Origin of the sequence: Paenibacillus sp. FSL R5-0914 (genome assembly GCF_038004525.1) — a bacterium.
GTDB lineage: Bacteria > Bacillota > Bacilli > Paenibacillales > Paenibacillaceae > Paenibacillus_AQ.
Genome location: NZ_JBBORH010000002.1, coordinates 560,735 through 584,399, shown reverse-complemented (window position 1 = coordinate 584,399; position 23,665 = coordinate 560,735). Strand labels below are relative to the sequence as shown.

Genomic DNA, 23,665 nt, shown 5'->3' with positions numbered 1-23,665 from the left:
CCTCCCTTTTGCCATATATGTAATTGTACTTAATATTTAGACATACGGGAAGATCCTGAATCTAATCCAGCACAGTATTATCTTGGACGCCTTCAATATCCTTCCTACGATAAATGCCCATCAAAAGTCCAATCGCAGCATATTCAAACCACACATGACTCCCATAGCTGAGGAAAGGAAATGGAATTGAGGTCAGCATCATTCCCCCACTCAAAACAGCAAGACCATAGGCAAATCTTATGGCAAGAAAGAATGCTAAGCCAACAACAAGTGCCTGTCCGTAAGGTTCACGAATCGCTCGTATCGTTGAAAGAAGCTTAATGAAAAGCCAGGTTATAACAGCTACCAGAAGCAATCCACCCGCCCAACCAAAGCAATGGATAAGATAGACTGGCAACATATCGGAGTAGACATACGGCAGCTTTTGTTCTACTGATCCGAATCCGTGACCCCACCAACCAGCTGAGCTAATCACTTCACGCATGACTTGATAAATATATCCATAACCTTCTGGATCTAAAGATGGATTTATAGCATTTATGAATCTAGCCAGTAAGTATTCACTATTTATAATAAAAAGTAGTCCAGCTATTAAAAAGAACCCTAACAACACGACGCTCTTTAACCAATCGCGAATAATCCATAAATACAGTACTAGTGAGGAGACAAGATACAACACTAACTCTGGAAGAGCGTTTAAAGAGATAAGCAACAAAGCGGGGAGTAACAAAATACCTACTTCGAACAGCCCACTTCGCCAAGTTTTCTTGATAGCTGCTTCCCTACTATTTACTAGAATCCCTACTAGCGCGACAATCAGCATAAAAGGACGATAGGATGTCATGTCAGGTAAAATGTTAAATATAGAAGGACCATAATTAATTCCATTTACTGTTACTCCCCAGAACATACTTGTTAAAATTCCTGTTATAGATAATCCATATAACACCCATGAAAGTCCCTTTAATCTTCTGAAATCAATGAAATACAATCCAAACATCAATACAATCCCAATGAGTATATTTATGGACTGCCGTCTAAGCGCATTATCTAAAAAAGAACCTTTAACAATATCACTATAGCCAGCATCCACTGAGCCCATTCCGATTAAACTAATCGCGGACAACAAAGCAATAACTCCAAACAATCCCCAAGGAACTCGTGGTTTATGTATTTGGTGAAGTTCCTTCCCTAACGTTTGCGGGTTCCCCATTTGTGCGATTGCCCAAGCTATTGCTTCATCCCGGGGCATGCCGGTCGCTTCTTTTTCACAGATCAAATCTTCTAGATGACTAGCTAATTCTTGGCGTATCTCTGGATGAGTTTTTTTCGCTTTAATCTCTGCACATACTTCGTCCAAAAATTGCTGCTGCCTCTCTTTCATCATACACCCCCCTCTCCCAGAACAGAATCAACTGCACCTTTGAACATAACCCATTCTGCCCTTTTCTCCTTGAGCTTCTCTTTACCGTCATCCAATAATCTATAGTACTTACGCTTTCTTCCGTCTACCTCCATCCAGTAGGCTTCCACCCAACGTTCGCTTTCCATCGCATGCAGAATCGGATACAAGGTTCCTTCTTTCAAAGAAAAAACACCCTCTGATCTCAGCTCCAGCTCTTTGATCAGCTCATAACCATATAATGGTTTCTCCAATAAAAGAGTCAGAATCAACGTACCCGTACTGCCTTTCAGCATTTCTTTACTTACTTTCAATGGTCTACACCTCCTGATCTCTAAATAACTCCAGTGACTAATATATCTGAATATCACGAATATTTTTTATTCTTGTATACCTAGGACAACTATACATCGTAAATCTATGTATGTAAAGTTCCCACAGTTTTAGTACGTAAAAAACTACATTAGCATCTGGAGTTTTATGTTCCTCACCTTATTTATCAGGATTAGACACAATGATTTTGACAAATGAATATCCTAAAAAAAATAAAACAGATATATTTATTCAATATATATTGACACAATATATATCTAACCGATATATTATAAGCGTGATATACAAATATTTCTAAACTACAAAGGAGGTTCTATTTTGAACAGTCAGGATGTTATTTTAGGCATGCTTATGAAAGAATCGAAGACTGGTTACGAAATAAAACAGTTATTGGAGAATATATTCTCTAATTTCTATAGTTCCAGTTATGGAACGATTTATCCCACACTTGCTCGAATGGAAAAGGAGGGTTTGATAACTAAGGAAAATGTGCAGCAGGAAGGTAAGCCTAATAAGAATCTTTTAAATATCACAGATAAAGGAAGAGATAGTTTTAACGCCTATTTACTTGCCCCACTAGAGGCTGACAGTATTAAGAAATCTGATTTTATGATGAGGCTATATTTTGGTGAATTTGTTGGGTATGACAAGGTGATTCTTTGGTTGAAGCAAGTACAGGAGGAATCACAACATAAGTTAGATCAATTACTTGAGCAGTATTCACTTTATAAAGATACAATGCATCCAGCACAGATCATCTGTATCCAAATTGGCATAGAAGAATATAAAGCAAAACTCAGAATCATTGCCGAAGGGTTGTCAAACATGGAGCAGCTAATGCTTACAAAGTAAGTTTTGTACGAACCAACTGAAGAGGTAACGCTCAAAAAACTTTAGGAGGAATTGTTAATGAAAACAATTTTTATAACGGGTGCTTCGTCTGGCATTGGTAGAACTACAGCAAAGCATTTTGCTGAAAGAGGATGGAACGTCGTAGCCACGATGCGTTCACCTGAACAAGAAAGTGAACTTATTACACTTGATAATGTATTGGTTTTACAGCTTGATGTTGAGAAATCAGACACAATTCAACCTGCGTTAGCGGAAGCGATTAAGCGGTTCGGTAAAATTGACGTTCTTCTCAATAATGCTGGTTATGGAACAATGGGTCTTATAGAAGTAGCTACAGATGAGCAGATCAGAAGACAGTTTGAAGTGAACGTGTTTGGCCTTATCAGTATGACTAAAGCCATATTGCCGCATTTTAGATCTAATCAAGATGGTTTGCTAATCAATATCTCTTCTATGGGTGGAAAAGTAACCTTTCCTACAATGTCTCTGTATCATTCAACGAAATTTGCCGTAGAAGGTTTTTCTGAATCCGTATCTTATGAATTAGCATCACAGAACATTAAAGTTAAGTTAATTGAACCAGGTGCTATTCAGACGGACTTTGGTGGAAGATCGATGGAGTTCTTTTTTAATGATGCATTAACGGATTATAAACCCTTTACTACTGCTTTTTTGGGTAAATTGGGTGAGATGGAAAAACAACCTACCTATGCTTCGCCTCCAGAAATTGTTGCGGAAACAATATATCAAGCCGCCACAGATGGGACAAGTCAGTTCCGGTACATTGTTGGAGAAGATGCAAAAATGCTCATTCATATGAAAGAAAATACAGATGATGCAGAGTATCTGACTAATATAGCCCAGCATTTTTCTTAAAAAGAAGTTAGGTGGCGGACGCTTCTCGGTATTCTACCGGGGAGAGGTCCCTCTTTCTTGTTATGATTAAAAAAATCCCCTCCGATTAACAGTGGTATGTTCATATGTACATGAACCTTCTCCACTATCTACCGTAAGGGGATTTTACAAGCTTAATGATTAATGCATTGGTGTATTCATTTTATGATTAACGACTACTCTTTTCACGAAGAACGCAAGAATTAGACCTACAATCGCCATACTCATTCCGAAAATAAATGCATTTTGTACACCTTGCGTGAATGCAGGCAACATATTAGCTGGATCGGCAGGATCGGCCACAGTCTTCAAATAACTCTTAGAACCTGCGGACATAATGCTGACAGCTAATGCAGTACCGATCGCACCAGCAACTTGCTGCAATGTATTCATGATCGCTGTACCATCTGGATATAATTCTAACGGCAGCTGGTTAATTCCGTTGGTTTGTGCAGGCATAAATACCATCGACACACCAATCATAAGCGTACTGTGAAGTACGATTACGAATACGACCGTAGAAGCTACAGTAATACTGGAGAAGAACCATAAAGCTGTAGCTGCAATAATTAGACCCGGAATAACGAGCCATTTGGGACCGTATTTGTCGAACAGACGACCCATGATTGGGGACATCAATCCGTTAATAATCCCCCCTGGAAGTAGCAGCAAGCCTGCCTTGAACGCTGTATACCCTTGACCCTGTTGAAGATACATTGGAAGAATCAACATGGATGAAAGGATAACCATCATACAAATAAATACCATAGCCACACCAATAGAGAACATTGGATATTTAAAAGCTCGCAGATTAATCATAGGCTGCTTCATCTTCATTTGGCGCAAACCAAACAATAAGAGTGATACCACACCTACTACGATAGCAATGATTACTTTTGGACTTCCCCAACCAGCTTCTTCACCGGCGCTACTGAAACCAAACACGATTCCACCAAACCCGATTGATGATAACACTATGGAGAGGATGTCGATCTTCGGCTTCGTAACCTTCGTCACATTCTGCATGAAGAGGATCCCGAATATCAATGCGATAACCAGGAATGGCAGTGACAGCCAGAAGATCCAGTGCCAGCTAAGGCTTTCAATTAGAAGACCGGCAATAGTAGGACCGATCGCTGGTGCTACCATGATAACCAACCCTATCATCCCCATCGCGGCACCCCGTTTTTCAGGAGCAATGATAATAAGGATCGTATTGAACATAAGTGGTAAAAGAAGCGCTGTACCCATTGCTTGTACCACACGCGCTGTTAATAGGAACTCAAAACTAGGTGATACTGCAGCTAAAAACGTTCCAAGTATTGAAAAACATAATGCAGCAACAAACAACTGTCTAGTCGAGAACCACTGAAGCAGCATACCCGAAATCGGTACTAGAATTCCCAGTGTAAGCAGATAAGCCGTCGTCAACCATTGTGCTGTTGCTGGAGTAATTTGAAGGACATTCATAAGATCACTTAAAGCTACATTCAGTGCGGTTTCACTGAACATTCCGATAAATCCTGCAAGTAGTAAAGAGACTAGAATCGGAATGGTTTTAAACTTCTTTACTTCCTTTTGTTGCTTTCCTTGCATAGTTGCTTCCACTCTTAATCCCCCTGATGTTCTTATCTATTGTCTATCTCTAACCAAGTATTGCTGGGATAATCTTCGCCGCCGCGAGAAGCGGCTGTTCATCCCGTAAAGTCAGCGTCTGAAGAAGCGCTCCTTCAAATAATGAGACTATTACTGAAGCCTTATCGGCTGCAGTGTTACTCTCCACACCTTCTTCCAGAAGGCGTTTCTTGATCACATCCTGCAAGTCTATAAACACAGATTTACATGCAGTCCGCAGCTCCTCACTAATACAAGAGGTCTCCGCCGCTAACCAAAAACTAAATGGAACAATCCCCTCAAATGAAGATTCCACTGCATCCATAGCCATGCCTAGAATAAATTCCTCCATTGCTTCAGCTGCACTATTGCTGCTCTCTATATGACAGTTCAGTTTCTGAGCGACTGTTAGACTAGTCCGGTTAATGCATGTTAAAGCCAGCTCTTCTTTACCGTGGGGGAAGTAATAATAAAGAGATCCCTTCGGTGAATCGCTGTCTTTAATAATCTGATTTAGTCCTGTTGCATGATATCCCTGAGAAAAAAATAATTTCGAAGCGGTGTCCAGAATCGCCTCACGCGTATTCGGCTTGTTCGACAAGCTGACACTTCCTTTGCATTATAACAATTGGTCTACATAATAAAACCATATTTTTAAGAGATATGTCAACATATAAATTACTTAAATTCAAAGTAATCTACTTCCCATTCCCTCAACCTCAGCGTATACTATAATTATTCCAATGAGAAAGGTGTGAATAAAATGCATGTCGTGCCCAAAGGAATTCCACGACCATTAGTAAAGACTAATCAGGCGTTTATCGTCATTTCTGTAATATTAACATGGCTAACAGGACAGCACTGGATTCTTGCGCTGCCCTTGTTTGCCGGATTGCTCGGACTCTTGTTCGGTTATAATCCCATCATTAAACTGGCTGCTAAGTTTCTGACAAAAGAACGTTCGCACTATGTACTCGAAGACTGGTCACAGCAACAGTTTAACCAAACGATTGCTGTCTTCTGCCTCACAGGTGGTCTGATCAGCTTCATCGCAGGGTGGACGATTGCTGCTTATATTTTCACAGCGCTAGTTGCAGTGGCAGCCACTGTTGCGATACTTGGTTTTTGCATCGGATGTTTTATCCATTATCAGTGGAGAATGTACAATTACAGACGTAAACAGAGCAGCACACACTAAATCTTAATCTTTTTCTTCTCCAACAACATCCCAGCGATGGCGAAATTTTAGTAGCCTTGGATGAAGTGATGAAGGTGCAGATGGCAACAATAAGCGGATTTTTACAATCCACTCTTCAAAAGAGGAGTAAGACGCAAACTGATTTGCCACCTCAGGTGTTAAATACAGAAAAATCGGCGAAGGATAGATTTCTGCAAGATGCCGAAGCGCGGAATCAAGCGGAGTATATTTCTTTCGCTTTCCCTCCAAACTCTCAACCGTGATGAAGCTAAGTCCTTGCTCCCTCTTCCATTCATGCAGCCGGTCCTCACGCTTATAATAAGCGCTCACCGGCTCTTTGGTCATCCGTCTCACCGTTTCTTCATGAAGCGGATACAGCACTAGCTTAGTGAAACGCCGATCGGTGGCCGTTTTTGCCGCGATTACAAGCTCCTGATCTGTTATATGTTCAAAAGAATCGTAAAACACTAACGTCCCTTTACGTTGTTCAACCGGTGGCTCATAGCCGTAGGGAACATGCTGAATGTCTCTTTTCAATGAAATCCCTCCTGCTTGTTCTATTTATAAATCATATCATGTGACAATAGCAGGGCTATCATTCTTATCTTACAGCTTAAGCAGTTCTCACTTCCCACCTACCTCAAACAATTCCTGCTCTATCCCAAGCTAATTTAAATTCCGCTACACTCTGATACCGCTGCTCACGCTCCAGACTAACCGCCCGTAAAGCAATATCGTAGTGCGCTTGGCTCGCTTCCCATTTTGCAAACGACCGGTCGGAGGCTCCTCCTAAAAGAACAAATGCTGTTGCGCCCATATTGAATACATTGGTAACTTCATCAATCGGTGCACCCAAGATAAACTCTTCCGGTGACTTGAATCTCGATGAGCCCCAGAAGTTCTCTCCCAGGTCATTTACAGTTGGCTTAGCTCTATAAAAATCAATATCACAAATCCTTGTTTCATCGTTCACGAAATTATAAAGAATACTTCCATCGTAAAAATCGACAGCGACATAATCCTGCAACTCAACATGTTCATGAAATGCAAAGATTACGTCTAAGGACGCTAAACGTTTTTCAATAGATAGTTGCTTATAGCGGTAAAAAGGCGATTCCGGATGGTTCAACTTAGCTTCTCCCGCAAACAGCCAATGCGAATGCATACATTCACCTTCAAACCATTCAAACACCGCTGCATATCCCACTCCAACTTCAAAATGTGACACCAGAGAGATCAGTGTTTCAGATTCAAGCATATTATACAACGGAATAGCTTTAATCAAATTATCAATAGCATCCGAGGAGTTCCCATCGTAAGTCAAAGGCTTTGCACCAGCAAATTTCACAAAATACTTCTGACCCTCCTTCTCCACACCAAAAGAAAGATTTCCCGAGTCCTGCTGATCGAACACTTTGAACACCCTGCCAAGTTTAGATAACCAAGCAAAATCACAAGGCTCTTGCAATTGAAAAGTTACTGCATCGATTTCGTATGTAAAATATTTTTCGCTCAAATGTACCTCCACATTTACTAACCTAAGTTAGCTCTATTTTCATAAAGATTCCAGCGATGAATGTTTCATGAGGACTTGTTCTTTTAACAATTTCATACGGCTTAAACCCTAACCTGGAGTATAATAACATCCCTTTAGTATTCACATTATGACAAACTAGATGTAACTCTTGAAGCTGTAAGTCCTCTTTAGCAGCAGCAAGCATGGTACGAATCAAATACTCCGCGGCTCCCTTACCTCTATAATCGGGTGAAACAATAATATTTCATAGCCAGTACAAATCTTGTTCTTGTCATATTGCGGCATAATCCGTAGATGCGGCTTTTCGATAACTGTACGTCATTCCGTTTCCTACCTTCTTAACTTCAATCATGATCTTGCTCGATATTTAAGCACTAGAATAATAACCAGCAACACAACACATAAGGACATCGTATTCGTAATCAAAAAAGCTAAACCTACTCCCGTAACCGCCAAACTTATCGCATATGCTTCCATTAGACTAATACCGAGCAGCATAAGTAAATACGACTTTAAATTTAAATCGGCTACGGATTTTGATTTAAGGATTTGAATAATTTGAGGAATCCATCCCAAAGACAGGATCACCCCACCTATTAATTGCATGATTGCAAACATATGAGCACCTCCACGGATTTTATTACTGTTGTATTCCGGGCGGCTCCATCTGGTTCCAGTTCATACTAAATTAACAATTATTTTTAGCTACTCTGCTTCTTTAAGCTTACTATATGCATAAGAGGCAGCACCAATAGTTCCGGCCCGACTTCCCAGCGAAGCTTGAACAATTTCACACTTACTTCCAGATAGCTTCAACGCATGCTGACTTACAGTTTCTCTTACAGGTTGGAGCAACTTATCGCCCGCTGCTGCCATCCCCCCACCTACAATAATAAGATCAGGGTTGAGCATATTCACTACATTCGCTAATCCAAAGCCAAGTATAGTCCCTGTCTCCTGCATGACCTCCATAGAGAGAGCGTCTCCGAGTTCGTAGGCTTCAGATATCATTAGCGCGGTAATTTGCTCTTCTTGATTATTTGTCCAGGTCTGAATCATGCTGGTTCGGCCTTCCTTCAGCTTCTCTTTAAAAGTGTTCACCATGCCAAGCGCGGAGACATATCGTCCCAAGCAGCCCGAGCTCCCACATTTACAAGGTCGTCCGTTCCTGTACATATTCATGTGCCCAATTTCACCAGCGCTATAAGACGTGCCGTAGATTACTTTCCCGTTGTTCACAATACCCGATCCTAAACCCGTTCCCAAAGTAATCAGAACTAGATTGTTATAACCTCTGCCTGCACCTTGCTGCCATTCTCCATACAGATTAACCCTTACATCGTTATCAATGAAAATAGGGAAATCATAAAACTGCTTCATCACGTCAACAACATGTACTTGCTCCCACCCCGGAAAATTAGGCGAGAAAAAAGAAATGCCCGCTACCGGATCAAGTAATCCGGGCACTCCGATTCCCATACCTTCTACTAAATCTAACGAAATATCCGCTTCAACCGTAATCAAACGTACAGCTTCTCTAATCCGTTCCAGCACATGTAACGGGCCTTTGGCTGCCTCTGTAGGTGTAGATATTTCTTTTACAGCTATAAAATCGAAATCATAAATTCCTGCTTTGATATTCGTTCCACCGAGATCAATTCCTATAATGTAGCGTTTCATAAGAACCTCCAGAATTAGAAATAACTTCACCTTTTATTATGAATGTCTGAAGGCTGAAACTATAGAGGGAACATACAAGTTATATGATAAAGTTCCAACATTTCTATTACAAATGACTACTACTAACTGTCGCTTCTACTTCGGCTAACATCAATCTGTTCACACCCATCTTAATCTGATTCTCAGTAAGATTAGAATAGCCTAGTAGAAACACAGGTCCCTTAGGTTTACTCTCCAGAAAATAAGAGGATGCAGGATATACACGAACTCCGTAACGGAGCGCCACTTCAGCTATACGATTCTCTTCGGCATCCGACTCCAGCTCAATCAGTAAGTGTAGCCCCGCTTCCTCGCCATAATATCGCACTCGACTCCCAAATTCAGTATTCAAGCTATTTACGAGACAGGCTCTACGAGAGGCATACAGCTTACCCATCTGTGTAACATGCCTTGCATAGTGACCATTCTGAATAAATTCAGCTAAAGCTTCCTGATCCAAAGCAGAAGACATGCGATCTGTAATCCATTTAACGGCCAAAAAAGGTTGAAGCAAAGCCGGAGGCAGCACAACATAACCTATCCGCAGAGAAGGAAATAATACTTTACTAAAGCTGCCTACATAAATGACTCGACCCTCAACATCTAGACCAGCAAGCGCGGATAATTTCGGACCCTCGTATCTATATTCACTGTCATAATCGTCTTCAATAATAAAAGCATGATTAGCTTTCGCCCAATCCAACAGCTGAACTCTTCGTTTCAAGGACAGTGTCGTCCCAAAAGGAAACTGGTGAGAAGGCGTAACATAGACTAGCTTTGGCGATTTTTTAAGATTACCTTCTTTATCGTTATCACTGTTTGTCTGGATCTCTTCCACACAGATGCCATCTTGATCTACTTTAACAGGTATGACCTCTACCCCAGCAAAAGAAAATATTTCACGCACAACGCTATGTGATGGATCTTCAACAATGACTTGATCACCTTTAAATAAGAAAATCCTCGATAAAATATCAAGAGCTTGCGTAGCTCCAGAAGTAATCACGATTTGTTCTGGAACAACGGGCATAGACCGCGTGGAACGTAATAAACGAGCAATTTCTCTGCGTAGTCCCAGTGAACCCTCCGCAGGGCCATAGCCTAAAGTATCCGGTGAAGCGCGACGGCATGCATTCATTAAAGCTTTTTGCCATTGATCCATAGGAAACGCATCCCAAGCAGGTACACCATGTCGAAAATCGCAAAATACCGGGTTCAAATGATCAACTTCTCTAGTAGAAGGAGGATTAAGCGTAAGGATATCAGGTCCCTTCGTTATAAAATTGTAAGGGCTCTCATAATCTTTTGTAACTTTCTCCTCCAACGTCAACTCCGCAATAAACGTTCCCGCCCCTTTTCTCATCTCCAGATACCCTTCTGCCTGTAGAAGCTCATAGGATTGAAGGACCACGCTTCTGGATACTCCAAGCTGATTGGCCAAAGTTCTAGACGGAGGCAGGGGGTCCCCCCCGCTTAAAGCTCCTGAATGGATAGCATTTCGAACTTGCTCGTAAATTTGACGGCTAAATGGTATCTGTCGTTCTTTATCGAGTGTGATCAGCAAATCATGCTTCATAAGAGGTCCTCCCCTTCTGTTCCGACTTTTGATTTAAAAATATAGGGTTAGCATTTTTACGAGTATTGCTGCGGAAACAGAGCCTAGAATCACGAAGAGCAGCGGAATTTTTCTAATTAATACCAGTATAACAGCGACAGTCCCTGATGCGATACCCACAAGATTAACATCTGGGTCTACCTGAATGATTCCAGGTACCGTTAATGCACTAAGAACCGCTATGGGCAAATACTCCAGTAGCGCTTGGACTTTGGAAGAACCATTCGTATGGTTCGTAAGCAGTAAAGGCACAAAACGAAATAAAAATGTAATAACAGCCATACCTATGATGATTAATATAGTCATATGGATACCCCCTTCTCCGCTTTGACTTGCCCTTTAATTAAGGAACCCACTGCCATGCCGATCAACATAGCTATAAGAATCGAAGAGTTTCCCAGCAAAGGGTTCAGTAGCCAAGATGATCCTGCAGCTGATATACATATAGCCATATTCCGTAAGCTGCCTTTCAATTGAGGTACAACAAGTGCAATTAGTAAGGCATATAATGACGTGTTTAGCGCCGGTAAATATAAAGCTGGGATATAGGAGGCAAGGGTGATCCCCGAAGCTGTTGCTATCAGGTTAGCGACATAGGGAGGGATTTGTAGGCCTAGCAGATAAGGAAGTCCTAATGGCTGGTTCATTTTTTCATTCTCCGTTTTACGATTTACTTCTTCTCGTGGGATCATACTAACGGCATATACCTCTTCTGTTAAACTGAAGCCAATCCAAGTTCTCGCTAGTACACTGATGTTACGATTTAACTGCCCTCCAAAGGATAAGCTGATAAACAAATATCTTAAGTTAATGATCAGAGTAAGCAGTAAGATCACTGGAGCGGCTGCTCCTGCGGCAAGCATTTTTACACCGATAAATTGACTAGCCCCCGCAAATACGAGCGCTGACAATAAGAATACTTCCAGACTTCCTAGACCTAACCCCTTACCGACCAATCCAAACGTAAAGCAAGCTGGGATAAATCCTGCAACAATTGCGATAGAATCTTTTAGCCCTGTTCTAAACATTACTTTTTGATCATTCATAAGTTTCTCTCCTTATCGTTGTTACTAGAGAGAGCATACTTGGATACAGTTCCAGTGGAAATAACCACATTGGTGCGTATGTACCATACCAATTTCTTTTCTCACAAAAAAAGACCGCCCTCTAGAGAGCGATCTTAAATGTAGGTTTAAACCTCCAGTGGACTTTCAACAATCTCATTGATTTCCTCTAAAATCTGCGATTTAATCTGGTCTACTCGATCAAAATTCAGGGTAGAAGTATAGATTTGCTTTAATGCAACTAGGAATACTTTTGCGTCTGTAAGATGTTGTGTGGATTGTTTCATGGTACTCGAATATCGCTCTTTAATGCCGGCTATAGCTTCGGAATATTCTTCATCTGTACCAGGCAGTATACAGCGGGAATACATATCGACGATCTCGTCGGTTGCCCGATCAGGGTAGTACTCATGTGGAGCCGTACTATCAAAAATAGCAAATCCAAGCTCACGCACGATAATCATATCAAGGCTATTTGGATCGAAGCCACAGTGGTAAATTTCAACATCGAAACCACGTTTGATGCCTTCAGCCGCTATTTTCTTCAACAGTGTAGATTTTCCGGAGCCCGCACGTCCTTTAACCAAATATCTTTTTAGTCCTGAGGTTAGATTAGGAACAAAATCCACTGCCCCCTTAGGCGTCGCCGCACCTAAAAAACGATGATCTACCCGGCTGGATTTTTCAGATTTCTGATCACCATACAGAAGCTTAATATACTCCTGTGTCAGTTCGTCGGCTGCTTGAAAATCCATTTTCGCGATATAAATTGCTTCCCATTCGTCATGAATGCGAAGAGCTTCTGCAAAGCCAGCATAAGCCAATTCATGTTCTTGTTTAATGGCTCCGACTAAATTATCGATTTCCAACTTCTGCTGGCACAACTGGAACTGATCAGCGGCCTGCTCCAAATCTACAAATACGATGGACTCTTCAGGCAGTTCAGGGTTTATTACTCGCGGAGCTGTTCCATCCACAATTCCTATATTTAATTTGGGAATAATCACACCGTCGAATGAATCGTTATCTGATGCAGTGTGGATGAACCAGATCTCATAACCTTGTTGATTCAACTGCTCTCCAATTTCTCTAATCAGTTTGGTCTGCCCCGTACCTGGGCCTCCTTTTAAAACATATAGACGCGTTAAACTTTGCAATGACGACTCATAGAGGCTGTAAAAGCCGTGAGCCGTATTCCCGCCAGCAAAGAAATTGAGGATTGTTCCGTTCATAATCGCACACCTTTCCGGGCTAATGTCATGGTTCATATTTCATCGTATTATGGTTCCCTGGGAAAGGTGACACTTTAAGTGAGATGTGGTCTTACTTCATAAAATGATCCATAAATCTCTTAATGACTGGAACATCAGGAGGTGATAACTCGCTAGGCAATTCTCCATAATTAAAAAAACGGACTTCTTGCACTTCAATTCCATCTTCTTTAAGCGCACCGTCAAATTCTGTACATAGATAAGCGGCTACAACATTATATACTTCATCACCGTTTGGATATTTGTAATAAAGCTCTTGTCCAGAAAACATGTCGAACAATTCAAGTCCTCTGGCTTGTAAACCTGTCTCCTCAAAAAGTTCCCTTTTAGCAACCTCTTCCAAAGTCTCCCCAAGCTCCATCGAGCCACCTGGCAACCCCCAGCAACCGTTGTCCATTCTACGTTGTAATAGTAATTGCTGCTCGCTACACAACAAAACACAGGCTCCTGCCATAATAAGCGGCCTGGTACCTACTAGTTTTCTTAGCTCCATAATATAATTGCTCATTACACAGCATCCTTTTCCTTAATGGCTTGTTTTTTTGTTCTTTTCCAGAAATTCAGCTTCAGTAAGTCCAGATCCGATCATCATCCTGCCAATAATAAATGCTGTAATCTATATCTCGCATAATACACTCCGAAAAGTAGTTATTTTAGTCTGTTTATATACTTAAATGCTGTTGAAGTTTTGAGTAATCATAAATATCCACAACTGCACCGTGTTCAAAATTAGGCTTAAACAAAAACTCAATGATTTGTTGTGCTGTTTCCTGTGCTGTTGTGAGCATCCCAGTATCCTTAACCACCTCAAATATCTCTGCTGATGGAAATGTTGATTTATCCTGGCTTCTAGCCTCTTTTTGCAGATTGGTATCAATCATTCCTGGCCAGATCGATACAATTCCAACTGGTGTTTTGGAGTGATTCTGTTCTAGTCCCACACATTGTGAAAAAACATCTAGTCCAGCTTTCGCTGCTGAATACAGACTCATGCCAGGATGATGATCTTTAGCAGAAGAGGATGATATATTTAAGATCCTTTTGTCGATTAGATGACCATTTGTATACTTTATAAACATTGAGGTTAGTATAATGGGAGCTAATAAATTCACATTTATATTTCCCATTATTTCATCAACCCTAGCTGTATCAATAAATGAGACAGGAGCAATCATTGAAGCATTATTAATAAGGTAGATTCCCTCCGCTTTTGACACGTCAATAGAATTGAAAATACTCCCCATCAGAGATTCAATCAGATGAATGTGATTCAAATCAAATTCATAATAGGTTATATTACTACTTTTGCTCACTAAACTCTCATTTCTTTCACGTGAGATACAAAACAAATAGTGATCAGGAGAGACTAGTTGTTCTGCTATTGACTCTCCAATTCCTCTTGAAGTTCCTGTAATAATGAAGTATTTCATAAGGGCAATCCTCCTCGAATTATAACCTGATACTAATACCAACTACTAGAGTATCCCATTTAAAGAATCGCCTTGTCAAATACATCCATTCTGTGTATGTTCTCCCTAATATAAAAAAAGCTACCTCATGGTAGCTCTATAAATCCTGATTACTAGATAATCATTTCGTTTTTGGAACATGAAAACCATTGTTTTGCGCGTAATTTTCAATACTCCAGATGCCGATTCCCTGCTCTCTTGCTTTATCCTGTATAGCTCTAAATTGATCTACGTATTTCGTATTAGGTGCAAATACATATGCCACACGTGCATAACCCTGCTCTAGCAGAAGCTCATTAAACATTTTGCCATCGATATAGAGATAACAGAGTAGACGACCATATTTATCTCGTTCTGATACATCTAGTTCAATTTGCACATCTTTATTAGTAAGCATCTTTTTGGCATAATCAGAGGCTTCTATCGAAAATGGCTGTGGCTCAGGAATGTTCGGATTAACGGATTCAGGGGTATCGACTAGTAGCAAGCGTACTGTTTCTTTTTTACCGTCGATAGTCAGCTTCATGGTGTCACCATCAACTACCCGTGTTACCTTAGCATCTAATAAACGTCTGTTATCCTCTTGTGTATTCTTTGCCGTAGCATCAGATTTAGGGCTAGGACTTGTTGTTATAGATGGAGCTTGATCTGGAGTAGACTGCTCGGCGAAAGTACAAGCGGTAGCTGTTCCGAGTATGAGGGTGATGGCTAAGCAGATTTTTAATAGATACGTTTTACTCATGGATAAACCTCTTTCTTATACATATGTAATAGCTTCATGGGGTCTAATTAAAATAAATCAAAATAGTAAAAAACACAAGTTTGTAATACTTAATATAGAAAACAACAACAGCTATGTACCAGAAAAATAAGATACATGACTGTCGCTGTTTTAATAAATTCATAATCTCCGTTAATCACCCAGCTTAGCTTCTGTTACGTTTAAGTTGTAAATTTTTATTTTGATTATGATCGATAAGAAAGCAAGCAAGGAAAAAATAATTCCAATCCAGAGGAGTTCATGTATACCCGAGCGAGAAATAAACCAACCACCGATAGAAGTTCCTATCGTAATTCCAAGATTGGAGAATGAAATAAACAAGCTGTTACCGAATTCGGGAGCTTCTTTCGCCTCGGTCGTTAACCATGCTTGACTGATAATGAGTCCGCCGGAATGCACTGCCCCCCAAATGATTATGATAATAACCATCGGAATGAAATAAGATCCTAGATAATAAACGAAGAGGTAAGTTACAGCGTATAGCAGAGGAAACATGATGACGGTCTTTGGAATGCTTTTATGTAAAAGGCCCCCAAATAAAAAGTTCCCAAAAATCATGACTATACCAAAGGCCATCAACATGATACTAATCCATGATCCATTCATATGTGTTACTTGTCCAAGATACTCAGCGAAGTAACTATATACAGAAAACATAGCTGCAAAAATAAAAATAACAGTCACAATATTTAACCACAATAGGGGTTTGCGTAGTATACCAAGCTGCTTGCCATAAGACATTTTTTCTTTAACAGGCATGGAAGGAAGCCAAGCGAGTATCCCTAAAAAGGCAATTATACTTACAACAGCACCAAACAGGAAAGCAACTTCTAATGATATTTTGTCCGCGAGATAAGAAGTCAAAGGCACACCAAAAGCAAACCCGACTGTGATTCCGGCGAAAACCTTTGTAACTGCTTTAGTACTCTTTTCTGGTGGGACAAGTTGAGCAGCGGTCACAAGAGCAACTGAAAAAAAGACAGGATGAAAAATAGCAGGGATAATACGAAAAATCAGCATTACTTCAAACATTGTTGTATAAGCGTACACAACATTTGAAATTGCAAAAATAAGTACAGCCGTTAATAGAATAACTTTACGATTAATACCAGAAGCCAGTAATGTTAGAAATGGACCAGAAATAGCAACGACTAAAGCAAATATACTTACAAGCCATCCAGTCTGTGAAGTCGATATATTAAATTTTTGAGTTATCTGCGGTAGAACACCTATAATCCCCATTTCCGTAGTGATAATACCAAATACACCTAAAGCCAGAATAATGATAAGCAACGGGTTAATCTTTTTCATTTTTAAAATAATCCTCCATTTATATTCACATATACAGATTTGTAGATATGTATTATCAAAAAAAAGTCTTCCCTCCTCTCATTTATAGTTTCTGTTTAATATACTCGGAAAATTCCTGAATTGTCTTCTCGTTCCGACGATAGTACGTCCACTTCCCAATTCGCTCAGATTCCAACAAACCAGCTTTTTGCATTGTCAACAAATAACTCGAGATAACAGACTGTGCAAGTCCCGCTTTAGCTTGAATATCTCCCACGCATATTCCAGTTCGAAAACTAAGGCCTTGTTGTAAATAAGGCTTCTCATCAAAGAATTCCTCTGGAGTTTTTAACCACATCATAATCTGACTACGCGTCTCGTTAGACAAAGCTTTAAATATCACTAAAGGTTCCATGCATTTTATTATATCTACTTTTATAGATTTGTAAATGCAAAATTTATTTAGTGCATGAGATATTTCCAAATTAACCAGCAAATCAGTACGGATACCCAAGAAATGAAACCGAAAATCATCACGATTTTGTTTTCGCTCCATCCATATTTTAAGCTGAAATGGTAATGAATCGGAGCCATTCGGAACAGACGCAGCTTAGTTCGTTTATAGTACCAAACTTGTAATATGACCGACAACTGCTCCGCAAAATAGACGAAAAACAAAATCGGTATCAAAAGCTCGACCTTCTCAATGACAGCTAAAATGGAAAGAGAGCCACCGATCGCCAGCGATCCTGTATCGCCCATAAACGCTCTTGCCGGATAAATATTGTAAAGGAACAGCCCAAGCAGACAGCCGATCATAACAAGGGAAAATGTCTGCACTTCAGGTTTGTCCGAAATCATAAAAAAGAAAAAATACGTCGGAATGGCTACATTGATCAGTAGCCCATCAAGACCGTCCGTAAAATTGATGGCATTTGCGGAGCCCACTACAAACAGCAAAATGATTCCGACATAAAGGTACAAAGGCAATTGCAGATAGTGCCCTTGAAATAACACAATATTGCTCGTTAGGCCGAACGATTGGAACAACACATACAAAATGATTCCAGTAAAAATAAATTGAAGCACTAGCTTTGAGCGGCCGGTGATGCCGGACGGATTTTGCCAAAAAGCCTTTTTGAAATCATCCAGAAATCCGACCGAGCTAAACAACAAAAACGTGATGCATAAGAGTAACATTAGAGGTCCGGGATGAAACTGTAACGAGATCGCTATCCCGATAAGCAGGACCAACCCTGCCATAAGTGGTGTACCACGTTTGGCCTGATGATCCGCTGGTAACTCGGAGCGAATTGGCTGCGTTAGCCTCAGCCTGTGCAGTGTCCTGATCAACAACGGCGTAAATAGCGCCACTAGAAGAAAAGACAGGCCGGAAATAGCCATAATTCCAAACATATAACAAACTCCCCTCTTTGAAAAGCATCATTTTATCACTTCCACTCCAAGTGCTCCTACTCTGGAACCTAACTCACACTCACAAAATTGTTTTGAGAGTTATTAAGATCGCTTGAATTATGTAAAGTTTTATCCCTCTCACTTGTATCTTTAGTAAAATGATATATGTAAATAAAACTTTGATAAAGAGAAAGTATTCTGTTTTTATTTCCTATTTTCGCTCCTCATTAAGAAATACTTCCGATCAATAAATAAAGGACTGCCTATCGGCAGCCCTTCATTTATTTCACATCCCCCTTTGTTTTCAAAATCGATAATTACCTAAGAGTCTAGCTCTGCTAACTCCTGAAGGATTTTCTCAATATCACCATCAGGATTTAACGCTTTGATCATCTCTTTTGTAATAGCTGCACCCTCATAAACTTGTGCAACAACCTCTAAGGGGAGTGTGAGTTCAAAATAACCTTCGGCAAATTCCACAAAATCCTCAGCTGTGCGGAAAATAGTCCCTAGCAAAAAGTCCGAACCATCTTCTGTCCCCGCTGGAATCTCTACCTTCCCCTTTTGCCACGTCAAGTCATTATTTTCACGCCAAAAACAAAAAGTAACATCATCCTTAGTTATCGCCTCATCTTCCAGTAAAGACAATAGTGAGGTTGGGACTTCTTCATAGATTCCTGGCCAAACTTCATGTTCGTCGCGCGCATATGGACTTACTTCGGATTCATGATCAAAACCTTTAATTATCGTTCCTTGAGGTGCAAAAATAATAAACAAATGATCACCTGAGCCATTATCGATCGATGCTAGAGAAACATTCTTATCAAATTTAGAATCAAAACTATGATAGCGAAGCCATTCCTCTGAACATAGGACAATATTTAGAGAAGCAAGTATTTTCATGAGTTTTTTTAAGTTTTCGGGTGCTGGTAAAATATCTAACACATTCATCTATGATTCCTCCCCATTCTAGTTATTAATGATTTTAGCATATTGATGAATTAGGAGTGAAAAAAAAAGACTACCCGAAGGTAGCCTTTCCAACTTAACAAGACAATAGCTTAGCTTAAGATCCCGCGCCCTTATATCTTCTAACCCCATAACTCCAAGCTAACAGACCAATCCCAAGGAATATCGCACCTACAACAGGTGTCATCAGCGCCAGGCTCGTCATTTCTTCACGCTGCAGGAAGAGCGCTGCTGGATATACCCCGACAAATGCAAACGGGATAATCCAAGTTAGAAGTACCTGAATAGCACGATTGTAAATCGTTACCGGATAACGGCCATAAGTCTGAATGTTGTACATTAACGGAAGAATGCCAGTAGGAGCATCCGAATAGAAAGACAATGAAGTCAATGTTGTATAAATCCCAGTATAGATGGCGACGGCACTTAACGTAAGAATGATCAAAGCCGGTATCGTCCACCATTCAAAGGGAAGACCCAGATTACTACCACTGATGGCCATAATAATAATACCTATGAATGAGCCCATTAGTGCTGGTGGATCAACATTTTCCAAAAAGATCTGGAACAGATTATGCGCCGGACGTGTCAAAATACGGTCCATCTCACCTTTGACGATATAACGCTCACTAAATCCCCATAGATTCACAAAACAACTAAACACCCCAAAAGGCACCATAAAGAACCCATAAACGAACACTACTTCGTTCTGATTCCAGCCGCCAAGGCTATCCGTATGCATGAAGATTACTAGTATAAAGATAAAATTTGTAGCCTGAAAGAGCAAATCTGATATGACCTCTACCCAAAAATCGGCGCGATAGGTGAGCCGGGACTTCATATAGTTTTTAATGTATTCAATTAATAATCCAAGGTAATACACGTTTCCTCAACCTCCCTGCACGAAGAGACGCTGCCGCGCCGCATGATATAACCAGACAATTGGAATCAGTAATGCCAGGAACCAAACGATCTGTATCCCTAGTACATTCCAAATCCCAACCCCTTGCACCCGTCCTGTAAATACAGAACCTGGCAAGTAAGTAATCGCCTGAAACGGCAGCACCTTAAGTATAGAAGATAGCCAGTCAGGAAACAGACTGATCGGCACGATCAGACCAGAGAACAGATCAACAATTACCCGCTTCATACGCATCATGCCCTCATTATTCTCAACAAAGAAAGCCGAGAGCCCAGTAATAATATTGATCTGTGAATTAATCAAAAAGCTGAAAAAGAGCATTACAAGAAAACCCGCCCATGCAGATGGCGCTGTCGGTAATTGAACCGGGAACAGCAGCATCGCTATCGCCATGCCGGGAATCATAAATAAGAGGAAGCGGAACATTCCCTCTCCAAGACCTTGCATCATTTTGACTAAGACATAGTTATAGGGCCTTATAAACTGGATAGCGATACTTCCATCACGGATATCTGTAGAGATCTCGCGATCTAGGTTATTAAAATAAAAGGCTCGAGCCATCCACGACACAGCAACATATGATGTCATTTGCGTTGCAGTAAAGCCACCAAGTGAATCCCCATTACCATAGATGGCCATCCAAGTGAAATAGTTAACCCCAATATTCAGTGAATAGATAAGAATACCTGAGTAGTAGTTAATCCGATAAGCAAGCATGGTAAGGAACCGGATCCGTATAAAATCTAAGTACGCCCCAAACAGTAATCTACGACTATTCTCTGGAGGACCACCTGAAGACGAACCTCCTGAGGACGAAGACATAGCTGTTGCAGCATTAAGCTTATCAGACATGTAAAGCCTCTCTTTCATCCTTCAGAGCGGCAGCTTGTTTCTCTGGTTTATCCGCAGACCCGGATTGATAAATACTGCGAACAATATCGTCCGTATTCGTCTCAATGATTTTGATATCAGTAATGTCGGCTTTCCCTACTACCCGTCCCAAAACATCGGATACATTAATATCCAGCGGTATCCAAACCGATGCTCCAAGATCGTTGTCTGCAGACCAAGTAACCGGCATCCCTTCAGTCCAAAGCTCAAGCAATTGCCGTTTCGTTGCATTTCCGAATTGAAATTGAACTTCACGTCCGGTTCCCCAGCGCTGTTTCAGATCTTCTAGTCCGCCGTCATAAATAATTCGACCATCATCAAGCATAATCACCCGCGAGCAAAGGGCTTCAATATCTTGCAGGTCATGTGTAGTCAACAGTATGGTTGTTCCATGCTCACGGTTCATATCTTTAAGGAATTCACGGATCTCTGACTTCACCACAATATCTAAACCAATGGTTGGCTCGTCCAGAAATACAATCGAAGGGTTATGAAGTAATGCTGCGACTAATTCACAACGCATCCGCTGACCGAGACTGAGCTTACGAACAGGACGATTCAGTAGTTCTTGCAACTGCAATCGTTCGACCAATTCATCCAGCCGTTTCTTGAAGTCTTGTTCAGATACCCGGTATACCTTGCGCAGCAGCTGGAAGGATTCAATGACCCCAATGTCCCACCATAGCTGGCTGCGTTGCCCGAACACCACACCGATATTCTTCACGAATTTCTCGCGCTCCAAATAAGGAACATAACCACCCACCGTAAGATTTCCTGAAGTTGGTACGAGAATACCCGTGAGCATTTTGATCGTGGTTGATTTCCCAGCACCGTTCTCGCCGATATAACCACAAATCTCACCTTCGGGAATGGAAAAGGAAATATCCTTTACAGCAGTTACTTCCGTATACTCCCTTTTAAACAAATCAGCGAAGGCCCCTTTGAGACCTTCGCGGTTTTTTTGTACTTTGAATGTTTTGCGTAAGTCTTGTACTTGAATAGCAGTCATATTGTACCTCACTAAGCTTAAAGTTGGGTTCCAGTAACCCATTATAATTGAAGAAGTGCAAAAGCACTACCTCAATTTTTACTTAGCCAGTCTTCCTACAATTGGATTCGCTTCTTTCACTGCCTCTAGATGTCCTGAACGAGCCACTTTGGTGCGTAAGTATTTCTCGTTAAAAGAAGATACATCTCCCCACAGCGGTACTCTTTTCACAGCATTCATACCTGCAGTCTTGAGAGCTTCCAGTTTCTTCGGATTGTTCGTAATTAACGTGACTGGTTTATGACGTAGATGTTGTAGAACGCTAATCGCTTCTTCATAATTTCTTGAATCATCAGAAAAACCCAGCTCTAAATTAGCCTCAACTGTATCGTATCCTTCTTCTTGTAAAAGATACGCTAAAGATTTGCTAAACAGTCCAATGCCTCTACCCTCATGGTTAGCAAGATAGAATAACGCACCTGAACCGTGCTCGACGATCATTTTCATGGACTGATGCAGTTGGAAGCCACAATCACAACGTTTGCTGCCAAAAATATCGCCGGTATGACAAATGCTGTGCATCCGAATCAAAGCTTCATCTGAACCTTCGAAATCACCATATACTAAAACACTGGATTGCTGACCATCTGCGAGGCTCATGGATGGTAACTTTGAAATCAAAGCGGCTGTTGCTTCACTATTATCACCAAGAAGCTCTCCATCCGTAGTGTTCAGCCAGTTGTACCATTTAAAAGTAACAGTCTCTCCGTCTAAATTCACGGGTAAAGTAATCGGTCCAACCAATATATTTGTACTGTTTTCTAAAGGAATCCGAGTAATTTTATTTTGTAGGATAGAAATAATATCTGGTTTTGTCATGTGTAACACCTTCCTCAATTTCATCTGGTATAGCTATAGCTATACATAAGGATCGAATATTAGTTAAAATATAAGTAACTATTTGTAAGTAAGTTTATCATTGTAATATAACTTCGTCAAGTTATAATATATCTTTAAATATTTATAATTACTTTATGTAAGTTTATGATATAATGAATGTCGAGGTGATATTATGAATGATTTCAACATGTGTCCTCGCTTTGAAAAAGCGGTAGACTTGCTAAGTAAACGTTGGGTCGCGCTGATCGTTTTCGTGCTTATGCCAGGTCCACGTCGTTTTGGCGAAATAGAAAGCTGTCTGTCCAATCTAAGTGGTAAAGTGTTATCTGACCGATTAAAAGAAATGGAAATCGAAGGTATTATTGAGCGAACCGTATATCCAGAAATGCCAGTACGCATTGAGTACTCCCTTACTCCAAAAGGAACCGCGTTGGCTCCTATACTTGGTGAAATTGGAAATTGGTCTACAGACTGGATTGAGCTTGGTGTTACAAATTAATCCGACTTAAACTAACTTGAAGAGCCCTTTTTGTTCCGTAA

28 protein-coding genes are annotated in these 23,665 nt (G+C 40.6%); 4 read left to right on the top strand and 24 right to left on the bottom strand.

Annotation, left to right across the window (positions count from 1 at the left end; translation table 11 throughout):
- Positions 1-61: 61 nt before the first annotated feature.
- Together MKX60_RS18805 and MKX60_RS18800 are read right to left on the bottom strand one after the other, a co-directional pair.
- Positions 62-1,387 (bottom strand): FtsW/RodA/SpoVE family cell cycle protein, encoded by a 1,326-nt coding sequence (locus tag MKX60_RS18805; RefSeq protein ID WP_081382797.1) that lies wholly within the window; start codon positions 1,385-1,387, stop codon positions 62-64.
- On the bottom strand, positions 1,384-1,716 hold the full coding sequence (locus MKX60_RS18800; protein WP_076298908.1) for a PadR family transcriptional regulator: 333 nt from the start codon (positions 1,714-1,716) through the stop codon (positions 1,384-1,386). The genes MKX60_RS18805 and MKX60_RS18800 overlap by 4 nt, the downstream gene beginning before the upstream one ends.
- A gap of 337 nt (positions 1,717-2,053) precedes the next feature.
- On the opposite strand from MKX60_RS18800, the gene MKX60_RS18795 reads away from it, so the two are divergent.
- Together MKX60_RS18795 and MKX60_RS18790 are read left to right on the top strand one after the other, a co-directional pair.
- A complete protein-coding gene (locus tag MKX60_RS18795) occupies positions 2,054-2,587 on the top strand; it encodes a PadR family transcriptional regulator (protein WP_341054452.1) in 534 nt (177 codons plus the stop codon).
- A gap of 57 nt (positions 2,588-2,644) precedes the next feature.
- On the top strand, positions 2,645-3,463 hold the full coding sequence (locus tag MKX60_RS18790; RefSeq protein ID WP_076286394.1) for an SDR family oxidoreductase: 819 nt from the start codon (positions 2,645-2,647) through the stop codon (positions 3,461-3,463).
- A 159-nt stretch (positions 3,464-3,622) separates the two neighbouring features.
- Here MKX60_RS18790 and MKX60_RS18785 read toward each other — a convergent pair whose 3' ends face one another.
- The gene (locus tag MKX60_RS18785; RefSeq protein ID WP_042193817.1) at positions 3,623-5,077 is read right to left on the bottom strand and encodes a DHA2 family efflux MFS transporter permease subunit; all 1,455 of its coding nucleotides are present in this window, start codon (positions 5,075-5,077) and stop codon (positions 3,623-3,625) included.
- A 49-nt stretch (positions 5,078-5,126) separates the two neighbouring features.
- Entirely contained in the window at positions 5,127-5,696 is a 570-nt protein-coding gene (locus tag MKX60_RS18780; protein ID WP_076286395.1) for a TetR/AcrR family transcriptional regulator, read from the bottom strand.
- Between the two features lie 162 nt (positions 5,697-5,858).
- Between MKX60_RS18780 and MKX60_RS18775 the strand changes: the two genes are divergently transcribed.
- Positions 5,859-6,293, top strand: coding sequence for a DUF4395 domain-containing protein (locus MKX60_RS18775; protein ID WP_076286396.1), 435 nt, complete (start codon positions 5,859-5,861; stop codon positions 6,291-6,293).
- 3 nt (positions 6,294-6,296) lie between these two features.
- On the opposite strand, the gene MKX60_RS18770 is transcribed toward MKX60_RS18775, so the two are convergent.
- The 20 genes from MKX60_RS18770 to MKX60_RS18675 all read right to left on the bottom strand — a co-directional run bounded on the left by MKX60_RS18770 (position 6,297) and on the right by MKX60_RS18675 (position 23,104).
- Positions 6,297-6,830, bottom strand: a complete 534-nt coding sequence (locus MKX60_RS18770) for a hypothetical protein (RefSeq protein WP_042187799.1) — start codon at positions 6,828-6,830, stop codon at positions 6,297-6,299.
- Between the two features lie 103 nt (positions 6,831-6,933).
- Positions 6,934-7,809, bottom strand: a complete 876-nt coding sequence (locus MKX60_RS18765) for a serine/threonine protein kinase (RefSeq protein ID WP_341060649.1) — start codon at positions 7,807-7,809, stop codon at positions 6,934-6,936.
- Between the two features lie 22 nt (positions 7,810-7,831).
- Positions 7,832-8,068, bottom strand: coding sequence for a GNAT family N-acetyltransferase (locus MKX60_RS18760; protein WP_341061133.1), 237 nt, complete (start codon positions 8,066-8,068; stop codon positions 7,832-7,834).
- Between the two features lie 110 nt (positions 8,069-8,178).
- Positions 8,179-8,448, bottom strand: coding sequence for a PQ-loop domain-containing transporter (locus MKX60_RS18755; RefSeq protein WP_076286400.1), 270 nt, complete (start codon positions 8,446-8,448; stop codon positions 8,179-8,181).
- 87 nt (positions 8,449-8,535) lie between these two features.
- Positions 8,536-9,510: an ROK family protein gene (locus MKX60_RS18750; protein ID WP_076286401.1), complete on the bottom strand. Its 975-nt coding sequence runs from the start codon at positions 9,508-9,510 to the stop codon at positions 8,536-8,538.
- A gap of 106 nt (positions 9,511-9,616) precedes the next feature.
- Entirely contained in the window at positions 9,617-11,125 is a 1,509-nt protein-coding gene (gene pdxR / locus MKX60_RS18745; RefSeq protein WP_076286402.1) for a MocR-like pyridoxine biosynthesis transcription factor PdxR, read from the bottom strand.
- A gap of 33 nt (positions 11,126-11,158) precedes the next feature.
- The gene (locus tag MKX60_RS18740; RefSeq protein WP_042187788.1) at positions 11,159-11,470 is read right to left on the bottom strand and encodes an AzlD domain-containing protein; all 312 of its coding nucleotides are present in this window, start codon (positions 11,468-11,470) and stop codon (positions 11,159-11,161) included.
- Complete coding sequence (locus MKX60_RS18735; protein WP_076286403.1) at positions 11,467-12,210, bottom strand: AzlC family ABC transporter permease; 744 nt, start codon at positions 12,208-12,210, stop codon at positions 11,467-11,469. Before MKX60_RS18735 ends, MKX60_RS18740 begins: the two co-directional genes overlap by 4 nt.
- Before the next feature lie 146 nt (positions 12,211-12,356).
- The gene (locus tag MKX60_RS18730) at positions 12,357-13,460 is read right to left on the bottom strand and encodes a PRK06851 family protein (protein WP_076298901.1); all 1,104 of its coding nucleotides are present in this window, start codon (positions 13,458-13,460) and stop codon (positions 12,357-12,359) included.
- A 91-nt stretch (positions 13,461-13,551) separates the two neighbouring features.
- Positions 13,552-14,007 carry an NUDIX hydrolase gene (locus MKX60_RS18725; protein ID WP_076298900.1) on the bottom strand — a complete coding sequence of 152 codons (456 nt, stop codon included), beginning with the start codon at positions 14,005-14,007 and terminating at the stop codon, positions 13,552-13,554.
- A 154-nt stretch (positions 14,008-14,161) separates the two neighbouring features.
- Positions 14,162-14,929, bottom strand: a complete 768-nt coding sequence (locus MKX60_RS18720; protein ID WP_341060647.1) for an SDR family NAD(P)-dependent oxidoreductase — start codon at positions 14,927-14,929, stop codon at positions 14,162-14,164.
- Between the two features lie 160 nt (positions 14,930-15,089).
- On the bottom strand, positions 15,090-15,710 hold the full coding sequence (locus MKX60_RS18715) for a thermonuclease family protein (RefSeq protein ID WP_341060646.1): 621 nt from the start codon (positions 15,708-15,710) through the stop codon (positions 15,090-15,092).
- A gap of 171 nt (positions 15,711-15,881) precedes the next feature.
- Positions 15,882-17,060 carry an MFS transporter gene (locus MKX60_RS18710; RefSeq protein ID WP_341060645.1) on the bottom strand — a complete coding sequence of 393 codons (1,179 nt, stop codon included), beginning with the start codon at positions 17,058-17,060 and terminating at the stop codon, positions 15,882-15,884.
- An 82-nt stretch (positions 17,061-17,142) separates the two neighbouring features.
- The gene (locus tag MKX60_RS18705) at positions 17,143-17,454 is read right to left on the bottom strand and encodes an ArsR/SmtB family transcription factor (RefSeq protein WP_060624147.1); all 312 of its coding nucleotides are present in this window, start codon (positions 17,452-17,454) and stop codon (positions 17,143-17,145) included.
- Between the two features lie 47 nt (positions 17,455-17,501).
- The gene (mraY, locus tag MKX60_RS18700; protein WP_341060644.1) at positions 17,502-18,455 is read right to left on the bottom strand and encodes a phospho-N-acetylmuramoyl-pentapeptide-transferase; all 954 of its coding nucleotides are present in this window, start codon (positions 18,453-18,455) and stop codon (positions 17,502-17,504) included.
- A gap of 321 nt (positions 18,456-18,776) precedes the next feature.
- Positions 18,777-19,406, bottom strand: coding sequence for a hypothetical protein (locus MKX60_RS18695; RefSeq protein ID WP_341060643.1), 630 nt, complete (start codon positions 19,404-19,406; stop codon positions 18,777-18,779).
- 115 nt (positions 19,407-19,521) lie between these two features.
- Positions 19,522-20,265, bottom strand: coding sequence for an ABC transporter permease (locus tag MKX60_RS18690; protein WP_179085851.1), 744 nt, complete (start codon positions 20,263-20,265; stop codon positions 19,522-19,524).
- Between the two features lie 48 nt (positions 20,266-20,313).
- The gene (locus MKX60_RS18685) at positions 20,314-21,063 is read right to left on the bottom strand and encodes an ABC transporter permease (RefSeq protein WP_042193809.1); all 750 of its coding nucleotides are present in this window, start codon (positions 21,061-21,063) and stop codon (positions 20,314-20,316) included.
- A 127-nt stretch (positions 21,064-21,190) separates the two neighbouring features.
- Positions 21,191-22,246 (bottom strand): ABC transporter ATP-binding protein, encoded by a 1,056-nt coding sequence (locus tag MKX60_RS18680; protein ID WP_042187774.1) that lies wholly within the window; start codon positions 22,244-22,246, stop codon positions 21,191-21,193.
- Positions 22,247-22,324: 78 nt separating this feature from the next.
- Positions 22,325-23,104 (bottom strand): GTP cyclohydrolase II, encoded by a 780-nt coding sequence (locus tag MKX60_RS18675; RefSeq protein WP_341060642.1) that lies wholly within the window; start codon positions 23,102-23,104, stop codon positions 22,325-22,327.
- Positions 23,105-23,297: 193 nt separating this feature from the next.
- Between MKX60_RS18675 and MKX60_RS18670 the strand changes: the two genes are divergently transcribed.
- The gene (locus MKX60_RS18670) at positions 23,298-23,624 is read left to right on the top strand and encodes a winged helix-turn-helix transcriptional regulator (protein WP_042127276.1); all 327 of its coding nucleotides are present in this window, start codon (positions 23,298-23,300) and stop codon (positions 23,622-23,624) included.
- Positions 23,625-23,665: the final 41 nt, after the last annotated feature.

Bases quoted from the DNA above. Each gene is read 5' to 3' on its own strand.
- MKX60_RS18805 (WP_081382797.1), bottom strand. From the start codon at position 1,387: ATGATGAAAGAGAGGCAGCAGCAATTTTTGGACGAAGTATGTGCAGAG.
- MKX60_RS18790 (WP_076286394.1), top strand. From the start codon at position 2,645: ATGAAAACAATTTTTATAACGGGTGCTTCGTCTGGCATTGGTAGAACT.
- MKX60_RS18785 (WP_042193817.1), bottom strand. From the start codon at position 5,077: ATGCAAGGAAAGCAACAAAAGGAAGTAAAGAAGTTTAAAACCATTCCG.
- MKX60_RS18775 (WP_076286396.1), top strand. From the start codon at position 5,859: ATGCATGTCGTGCCCAAAGGAATTCCACGACCATTAGTAAAGACTAAT.
- MKX60_RS18755 (WP_076286400.1), bottom strand. From the start codon at position 8,448: ATGTTTGCAATCATGCAATTAATAGGTGGGGTGATCCTGTCTTTGGGA.
- MKX60_RS18750 (WP_076286401.1), bottom strand. From the start codon at position 9,510: ATGAAACGCTACATTATAGGAATTGATCTCGGTGGAACGAATATCAAA.
- pdxR (WP_076286402.1), bottom strand. From the start codon at position 11,125: ATGAAGCATGATTTGCTGATCACACTCGATAAAGAACGACAGATACCA.
- MKX60_RS18740 (WP_042187788.1), bottom strand. From the start codon at position 11,470: ATGACTATATTAATCATCATAGGTATGGCTGTTATTACATTTTTATTT.
- MKX60_RS18735 (WP_076286403.1), bottom strand. From the start codon at position 12,210: ATGAATGATCAAAAAGTAATGTTTAGAACAGGGCTAAAAGATTCTATC.
- MKX60_RS18730 (WP_076298901.1), bottom strand. From the start codon at position 13,460: ATGAACGGAACAATCCTCAATTTCTTTGCTGGCGGGAATACGGCTCAC.
- MKX60_RS18725 (WP_076298900.1), bottom strand. From the start codon at position 14,007: ATGAGCAATTATATTATGGAGCTAAGAAAACTAGTAGGTACCAGGCCG.
- MKX60_RS18720 (WP_341060647.1), bottom strand. From the start codon at position 14,929: ATGAAATACTTCATTATTACAGGAACTTCAAGAGGAATTGGAGAGTCA.
- MKX60_RS18715 (WP_341060646.1), bottom strand. From the start codon at position 15,710: ATGAGTAAAACGTATCTATTAAAAATCTGCTTAGCCATCACCCTCATA.
- MKX60_RS18710 (WP_341060645.1), bottom strand. From the start codon at position 17,060: ATGAAAAAGATTAACCCGTTGCTTATCATTATTCTGGCTTTAGGTGTA.
- MKX60_RS18705 (WP_060624147.1), bottom strand. From the start codon at position 17,454: ATGGAACCTTTAGTGATATTTAAAGCTTTGTCTAACGAGACGCGTAGT.
- mraY (WP_341060644.1), bottom strand. From the start codon at position 18,455: ATGTTTGGAATTATGGCTATTTCCGGCCTGTCTTTTCTTCTAGTGGCG.
- MKX60_RS18695 (WP_341060643.1), bottom strand. From the start codon at position 19,406: ATGAATGTGTTAGATATTTTACCAGCACCCGAAAACTTAAAAAAACTC.
- MKX60_RS18690 (WP_179085851.1), bottom strand. From the start codon at position 20,265: ATGAAGTCCCGGCTCACCTATCGCGCCGATTTTTGGGTAGAGGTCATA.
- MKX60_RS18685 (WP_042193809.1), bottom strand. From the start codon at position 21,063: ATGCTTGCTTATCGGATTAACTACTACTCAGGTATTCTTATCTATTCA.
- MKX60_RS18680 (WP_042187774.1), bottom strand. From the start codon at position 22,246: ATGACTGCTATTCAAGTACAAGACTTACGCAAAACATTCAAAGTACAA.
- MKX60_RS18675 (WP_341060642.1), bottom strand. From the start codon at position 23,104: ATGACAAAACCAGATATTATTTCTATCCTACAAAATAAAATTACTCGG.
- MKX60_RS18670 (WP_042127276.1), top strand. From the start codon at position 23,298: ATGAATGATTTCAACATGTGTCCTCGCTTTGAAAAAGCGGTAGACTTG.